The following is a 6,812-nucleotide window of genomic DNA, read 5'->3' on the forward strand; positions in this document are numbered from 1 at the left end:
CCACGCCGGCCAGCAGCATCAGGATGAAGTTGTCGCCGAAGAAGGGCGCGATGGAAAAGGCAAGGTAGGCGCCGATCATGTAGAAGCTGCCGTGGGCGAGGTTGATCACGCCCATGATGCCGAAGATCAGCGTCAGGCCGCTGGCCACCAGGAACAGCAGCAGACCGTACTGCACCGCGTTGAGGCACTGGACCAGGAAGGTCGAAATATCCATGGCAATCCTGTCCCCGGTCATGCGCGACATGCAGTCGTTCCCGGGTTCGATTCGATGAGGGCTGGGGCCATGCCAGCCGAGGCTGGCATGGCGGGTAATGAACGGCGGAATCAGCCCTGCTTGCAGCCGCGCGCCGGGTCGGCCAGGTTCTTGATGGCCACGCCCTTGTTCTGGTTCAGGTTGCCCTTCACTTCGCGCAGGTAGATGTCCTGCACCGGATTGCCGGCGGGCGACAGCGTGAACTTGCCGCGCGGGCTGTCGATGCTGGCGCCGCGCATCGCGGCCAGCATCTGGTCACGCTTGCCGATGTCGCCGTTGACCGCCTTAACGCCGGTGGCGAGCAGTTGCGCGGCGTCGTAGCCTTGCACCGCGTAGACGTCGGCATTGGTCTTGTAGGCCTTCGCGAAGGCGAGGCGGAAGGCGTTGTCGCGCGGGTTGTTCAGGTTGTCCGCGTAGTGCAGGGTGGTCAGCATGCCCTGTGCCGCGTCACCCTGGGCTTCCAGCGTGCCGTCGGTCAGGAAGCCCGGACCATACAGCGGAATCGTCTTGTTCAGGCCGGCCGCCACGTAGTCCTTGACGAACTTGACCGCGCCGCCGCCGGCAAAGAAGGCATAGACGGCATCCGGCTTCTGCGACGCGATCTGCGTCAGCAGCGCCTGGAACTCGACGTTGGGGAAGGGCAGGTTGAGATTCTGGGTGACCTTGCCGCCGCCTTTCTCGAAGCCTTCCTGGAAGCCCTTGACCGACTCGTTGCCGGCGGCGTAGTTCCAGGTGATCGTGACCGCGTTCTTGTGGCCGCGCTCGGCGGCGACCTTGCCCATTGCGAATGCCGGCTGCCAGTTGGTGAAGGAAGTGCGGAAGATGTTTTTCGCGCACATGGCGCCGGTGATCACGTCGGCGCCGGCGTTGGGCACGATCAACAGCGTGTTCGTGTCGCGCGCCACCTTGGCCATGGTCGTGGCCACGCCGGAGTGCACCGTGCCGACCAGTACGTCGACCTGGTCGCGCTTGATCAGTTTGTTGACGTTGTCCGCGGCCTTGGCCGGATCGGACTCGTCGTCGACCTTGAAATACTGGACGTCGCGGCCGCCGATCTTGCCTCCCTGCTCGGCGATGTAGAGCTTGAAGCCGTTCTCGATCATGTTGCCGAGGCTGGCATAGGTGCCGGTGGCCGGTAGCATGAAACCGACCTTGATCGGCGCCTGGCCCTGGGCGAAGGCGTCGGATGCGCCGAGGCCAGCCAGCGCGAGGGAAAGCGCCAGGCTGGAGGCGAGGATGGGGTTGGTGCGGCGTGTCATGGTTGTCTCCTTGAATTCACTGCAGTTTCGCGTTCTTGGTATGGGGTTGGCGAATCAATTGCCCGGCTTCTTGGATGAGCCGTTCGGGTTGGTCCCGGTGCAGTGATCGGCCGCAACCGGAAAGAATCAGCAACTGCGTCCGGGGCGTCTTTCGCCCGATGCCCTCGACCGGTGCCAGTTTGCCATATTCGTCATCGTTACCTGGAATCCTGTTACGTCAATTTTTCGTCATACATCCGGCAAGTCGATTTCACGGTCCTGCCAGCCAGTCGTGACGGAGCCGCGTCCGGATGGCGAGGCGGCCGGCATGGCCGCCATGCGGCTCATCCTTCCAGGGCCCGCAGCTTGAAGCGCTGGATCTTGCCGGTGGCGGTCTTGGGCAATTCGCTGACGAAATGGATCTCGCGCGGGTACTTGTGCGGCGCGAGTTTGCCCTTGACGAAGCCCTTGAGATCCTCGATCAATGCCGGCGACGCGCTGGCGTTCTTGCCGACCACCACGTAGGCCACGGTCTTGGTCAAGCCTTCGCTGTCGGGCCGGCCGATGACCGCGCTTTCCAGCACCGCCGGATGCTCGATAAGTACGTTCTCCACCTCGATCGGCGACACGTACTGGCCGCTGACCTTCAGCATGTCGTCGCTGCGCCCAGCGTAGGCGTAGTAACCGTCGGCGTCGGCCACGTACTTGTCGCCGCTCTTGAGCCAGTCGCCCTGGAAGGTGGAGCGCGTCTTCTCGCGGTTGCTCCAGTACAGCAGCGCCGCGCTCGGCCCGCGGATGTAGAGGTCGCCGATTTCGCCGACAGGCACCGGGCGTCCGGATTCGTCGCGCAACTCCACTTCATATCCTTCGACCGGGCGTCCGGAGGTGCCGTAGCGCACGCTGCCGGCGCGGTTCGAGATAAAGATGTGCAGCATTTCGGTCGATCCCAGTCCGTCGAGGATCTCGCAACCGAAGTGACGGGTGAAGCGTTCGCCGACCTCGCGCGGCAGAGCCTCTCCGGCGGACGCGCAGATGCGCAGGGCGACGTCCGACCGCGCGGGCAGCGCCTCGGAGGACAGCATCGCGACATACAGGGTCGGCACACCGTAGAAGATGGTCGGCTTGTGTTCGGTCAGGCGCTTGAAGACGGCGGCTGGCGTGGGACGCTCCGCCATCAGGATCGTCGTTGCGCCGACGGAAAGCGGGAAGGTCAAGGCGTTGCCCAGGCCATAGGCAAAGAACAGCTTGGCGGCGGAAAAAACGGTGTCGTTTTCATTGATGCCCAGCACGGGCTTCGCGTACAGCTCGGCGGTCCAGTAGAGGTTGCCGTGGGAATGGACCGTGCCTTTCGGGCGGCCGGTCGAGCCGGACGAGTAGAGCCAAAAGGCGAAATCGTCGGCATGGGTGTCGGCATGGGCATCCGGGCGCAGCGGTTCGGTTTCGAGCATGGAAGCCATGGAAATGCCGCCGTCGCCATCAGGCGCCGGTCCGCCGCTGACGATGACGGCCGGTCGCGCCGCGGTCTGGGCAAGGGCTTCCCGCAGGCAGGGCAGCATCGCTTGGGAAACGACGACCGCCCTCGCGCGGCTGTGTTCGATCATGTAGGCGTAGTCCGCGGCTGGCAGCAGAGTGTTCACCGGTACCGGCACCACGCCTGCGAACAGCGCGCCGAGGAAGGCGACGGGCAGGTCCACGGTATCGTGCATCATGAGCAGCACCCGCTGCTCGGGTTGGAAGCCGGCCTGCAGCAGGGCGGCGGCGAAGCGGCGTATGCGCTGGTCCAGCTCGCCGTAGGTCATCGAGCCGCTGTCGTCCACATAGGCCGTCTTTGCCGCGCGGCCGGCGTTGGTTTCAAGGAGGTAGCGCGCGAAATTGAATCGCTGCGGCAGTGGGGCGGCCATCGGGTTGTTCATCTTCATCTCCATGTGGTGGCTGCTGACGCATCCCGGCGAGGACTGGAAACAGCGTCCCGGAAGGTTCAGGCGTTAGCGGGGGAGAAACGCATCGCGCCTCGCGGCGGCAGGTACGGAACGAGCAGCAGCTGGCCGATTTCGCCGGTGGGCCGGCTGATCAATGACTAAAACCTTTCGGGCATCCATGGAGGGACTTCCTTAGCAGGCAAGTTGTACGGAATGTGGCCAACAATGCAATCTGGCGGACTATAGTGCTTGTCAAGCGCAGTGTAGGTGAATAATCTTGCATAAGGCAAGTGAGTCGTCGCAAAAGATATTTCATCTATTTTGGCTGGCGCATGCACTCGGATTTGCGATAATCACGGGCGCAACGTGCAAGAACATAAGGAATGCCGAACATGACCGCGCAACCGTTTCTGGCGGAACAAAATGAAGGGGAGAAAGACCCGTTTCTGCTCGCCCTCGGCGAGCGGGTCCGGGCGCTGCGGGCGCGGCGCGGCCTGACCCGCAAGGCGCTTGCGAGGCTGGCGGACGTGTCGGAGCGCCACCTCGCCAACGTGGAATCCGGGGTGGGCAATGCCTCCATCCAGTTCCTGCGGCAGCTGACCGCGGTACTGAATTGTTCCCTGGCGGAAATGATCGGCGACGAAACCGCGACGTCGCCGGAATGGCTGATGATCCGCGAGATCCTGCGCGGACGCAGCGACGAGGAACTGGCAAAGGCGCGGTCGGCCATCGCCAGCGTGTTCGATGCGCCTGCCAGCGAAATGTCGCGCCGGCAGCGCGTGGCGCTGATCGGCCTGCGCGGGGCAGGAAAATCCAGCATCGGGAGGATGCTCGCCGACAACTGGATGGTGCCGTTCATCGAGTTGAGCCGGCACGTCGAGACGATGGCCGGCTGCAACGTCGCCGAAATCCATGCGCTGTATGGGCCGAACGCCTATCGCCGCTACGAGTACCGGGCGCTCGAGGACATCATCCGGCGCTATCCGCGCGCAGTGATCGCCACCCCGGGCGGGCTGGTGTCCGACCCCGCCGCCTTCAACCTGCTGCTGTCGCATTGCTATACCGTCTGGCTCAAGGCCTCGCCGCAGGAACACATGTCCCGGGTGATGGCGCAGGGCGACACCCGGCCCATGGCTGGCAACCGGGAAGCGATGGAAGACCTGAAGAACATCCTCGAAAGCCGCGCCGCCTTCTATTCCAAGGCCGACATGACCTTCGACACCAGCGACATGGCCCAGGAAGCGGCCTTCTTCGGCTTGCGGGACAAGCTGCAGGACGTCATCCTGCCGCACTGACCGCGTTTTTCCTGCCATCAACCTGAGAAAGGGCTGCCATACGGCAGCCCTTTTCCTTTTGGCAACGTATCGCTGCCCCGGGATAAAGGCCGGTAATCGCATGACCGAAGCTCAGTGCATCTTCATGCTTGACACGTCCGGTTGCCTGCAATATCGTGCTTTCAAAGGAATCGCTATGCAGCATAATTCCGCAGAATACCCACGAGGAGCATCATGACGACCGCACCGATTGTGAACTACGAAACGTCGCCCGAGCGGTACAAGCACTGGAGCCTGTCGGTCGACGGGCCCATCGCCACGCTGACGATGACCGTGAACGAGGACGGCGGCCTGAGGGAAGGCTACAAGCTCAAGCTGAACTCCTATGACCTCGGCGTGGATATCGAACTGCATGATGCAGTCCAGCGTATCCGTTTCGAGCATCCGACCGTCAAGACCGTGGTTATCACCGGCGGGCGCGACCGCATCTTCTGCTCCGGCGCGAACATCTTCATGCTCGGCAAGTCCTCGCATTCCTGGAAGGTCAACTTCTGCAAGTTCACCAATGAAACCCGCAATGGCCTAGAAGATTCCAGCCGCCACGGCGGACTGAAGTTCGTGGCGGCGGTCAATGGCGCCTGCGCCGGCGGCGGCTATGAGCTAGCCGCGGCCTGCGATGAGATCATCCTGGTCGATGACCGCTCCTCCTCGGTCAGCCTGCCGGAAGTCCCGCTGCTGGGCGTGCTGCCGGGCACCGGCGGCCTGACGCGCCTGACTGACAAGCGCCACGTGCGCCATGACCATGCCGATATCTTCTGCACTACGTCCGAGGGCGTGCGCGGCCAGCGGGCCAAGGACTGGAAACTGGTCGACGAGGTGGCCAAGCCGGCGCAGTTCGCCGAGACCGTGCGCCGGCACGCGCTCGCGCTTGCCGAGCAATCCGGTCGCCCTAACGACGCCAATGGCGTCACCCTCACGCCGCTCAACCGCAAACTCGACGGCGACACTCTGGAATACGACTTCGTCAGCGCCGTCATCGACCGCGGCGCGCGCAACGCGACGCTGACCGTGAAAGCTCCTACCGCCGTCCTGCCGAGGGACGTGGCCGGCATCGAGGCTGCCGGCGCGAACTGGTGGCCGCTTCAATTCGCCCGCGAACTCGACGACGCCATCCTGCACCTGCGGACCAACGAACTCGACATCGGCACCTGGATCCTCAAGTCGTCCGGCAATCCCCAGGCGGTGCTCGATGCCGATGCTACGCTAGCCGCCAACATGGACCACTGGCTGGTGCGCGAGACCGTGGGCATGCTGCGCCGCACGCTGGCCCGCCTCGACGTGACCTCTCGCTCGCTGTTCGCCTTCGTCGAAGAAGGCTCGGCGTTCGCGGGCACCTTCCTCGAGGTAGCGCTGGCCGCCGACCGCATCTACATGCTGGCGCTGCCGGACGACGCCGTCAAGACGCCGAAGATCGCCGTGTCCGAACTCAACTTCGGCACCTTCCCGATGGTGACCGGCGAATCCCGCCTTGCCCGCCGCTTCTATGGCGACGAAGCAGCAATTGCCGCCGTGCGCGAATGCAAGGGCAAGATGCTCGACGCGCCGCGCGCCATGGAACTCGGCCTGGTCACCGCCGACCCGGACGATCTCGACTGGGCCGACGAAACCCGCCTTGCCCTCGAAGAGCGTGCCAGCATGTCGCCCGATGCATTGACCGGCATGGAAGCCAACCTGCGCTTCAATGGCCGCGAAACCATGGAGACCCGCATCTTCGGCCGCCTCACCGCCTGGCAGAACTGGATCTTCATTCGTCCGAATGCCGTCGGCGAGGCGGGCGCCCTCAAGGTCTACGGCACCGGCAACAAGGCCCAGTTCGACATGAACCGCGTCTGACAGGCTTCAATCGATTCCGAGCGATTTCAACCGATTTCTACCAGTTACGTCATAAGGATTCCACCGTGAGCACGATCGACTACAGCGAAAAGATTCCCAACAACGTCAATCTTTCCGAAGACCGCACACTGCAGCGCGCCCTCGAGCACTGGCAGCCGAATTACCTGCGGTGGTGGCAGGACATGGGGCCCGAGGGAACGACGAGTTATGACGTCTACCTGCGCACGGCGATCAA

5 protein-coding genes and 1 pseudogene are annotated in these 6,812 nt (G+C 63.7%); 3 read left to right on the forward strand and 3 right to left on the reverse strand.

Annotated elements, in window-relative coordinates:
- The 3 genes from G3574_RS06950 to G3574_RS06960 all read right to left on the reverse strand — a co-directional run.
- The coding region (locus G3574_RS06950) for an ABC transporter permease subunit (protein ID WP_407941646.1) at positions 1 to 214 on the reverse strand (214 nt) is incomplete at its 3' end.
- A 110-nt stretch (positions 215 to 324) separates the two neighbouring features.
- Positions 325 to 1,512, reverse strand: coding sequence for an ABC transporter substrate-binding protein (locus tag G3574_RS06955; RefSeq protein ID WP_163961422.1), 1,188 nt, complete (start codon positions 1,510 to 1,512; stop codon positions 325 to 327).
- Positions 1,513 to 1,835: 323 nt separating this feature from the next.
- Positions 1,836 to 3,404: a benzoate-CoA ligase family protein gene (locus tag G3574_RS06960; RefSeq protein WP_235953127.1), complete on the reverse strand. Its 1,569-nt coding sequence runs from the start codon at positions 3,402 to 3,404 to the stop codon at positions 1,836 to 1,838.
- Between the two features lie 398 nt (positions 3,405 to 3,802).
- On the opposite strand from G3574_RS06960, the gene G3574_RS06965 reads away from it, so the two are divergent.
- From G3574_RS06965 to G3574_RS06975, 3 genes and pseudogenes are all read left to right on the forward strand, one after another.
- The gene (locus tag G3574_RS06965) at positions 3,803 to 4,705 is read left to right on the forward strand and encodes a helix-turn-helix transcriptional regulator (RefSeq protein WP_163961426.1); all 903 of its coding nucleotides are present in this window, start codon (positions 3,803 to 3,805) and stop codon (positions 4,703 to 4,705) included.
- A gap of 213 nt (positions 4,706 to 4,918) precedes the next feature.
- Entirely contained in the window at positions 4,919 to 6,577 is a 1,659-nt protein-coding gene (gene boxC, locus G3574_RS06970) for a 2,3-epoxybenzoyl-CoA dihydrolase (protein ID WP_163961428.1), read from the forward strand.
- 65 nt (positions 6,578 to 6,642) lie between these two features.
- Positions 6,643 to 6,812, forward strand: a pseudogene (locus G3574_RS06975) (benzoyl-CoA 2,3-epoxidase subunit BoxB); the annotation flags it as partial.

Source organism: Noviherbaspirillum galbum (assembly GCF_010974945.1).
GTDB lineage: Bacteria > Pseudomonadota > Gammaproteobacteria > Burkholderiales > Burkholderiaceae_D > Noviherbaspirillum > Noviherbaspirillum galbum.

What these genes read in the sequence shown, in the direction of transcription:
- boxC (WP_163961428.1), top strand. Translation starts at nt 4,919, where the DNA reads ATGACGACCGCACCGATTGTGAACTACGAAACGTCGCCCGAGCGGTAC.
- G3574_RS06955 (WP_163961422.1), bottom strand. Translation starts at nt 1,512, where the DNA reads ATGACACGCCGCACCAACCCCATCCTCGCCTCCAGCCTGGCGCTTTCC.
- G3574_RS06960 (WP_235953127.1), bottom strand. Translation starts at nt 3,404, where the DNA reads ATGAACAACCCGATGGCCGCCCCACTGCCGCAGCGATTCAATTTCGCG.
- G3574_RS06965 (WP_163961426.1), top strand. Translation starts at nt 3,803, where the DNA reads ATGACCGCGCAACCGTTTCTGGCGGAACAAAATGAAGGGGAGAAAGAC.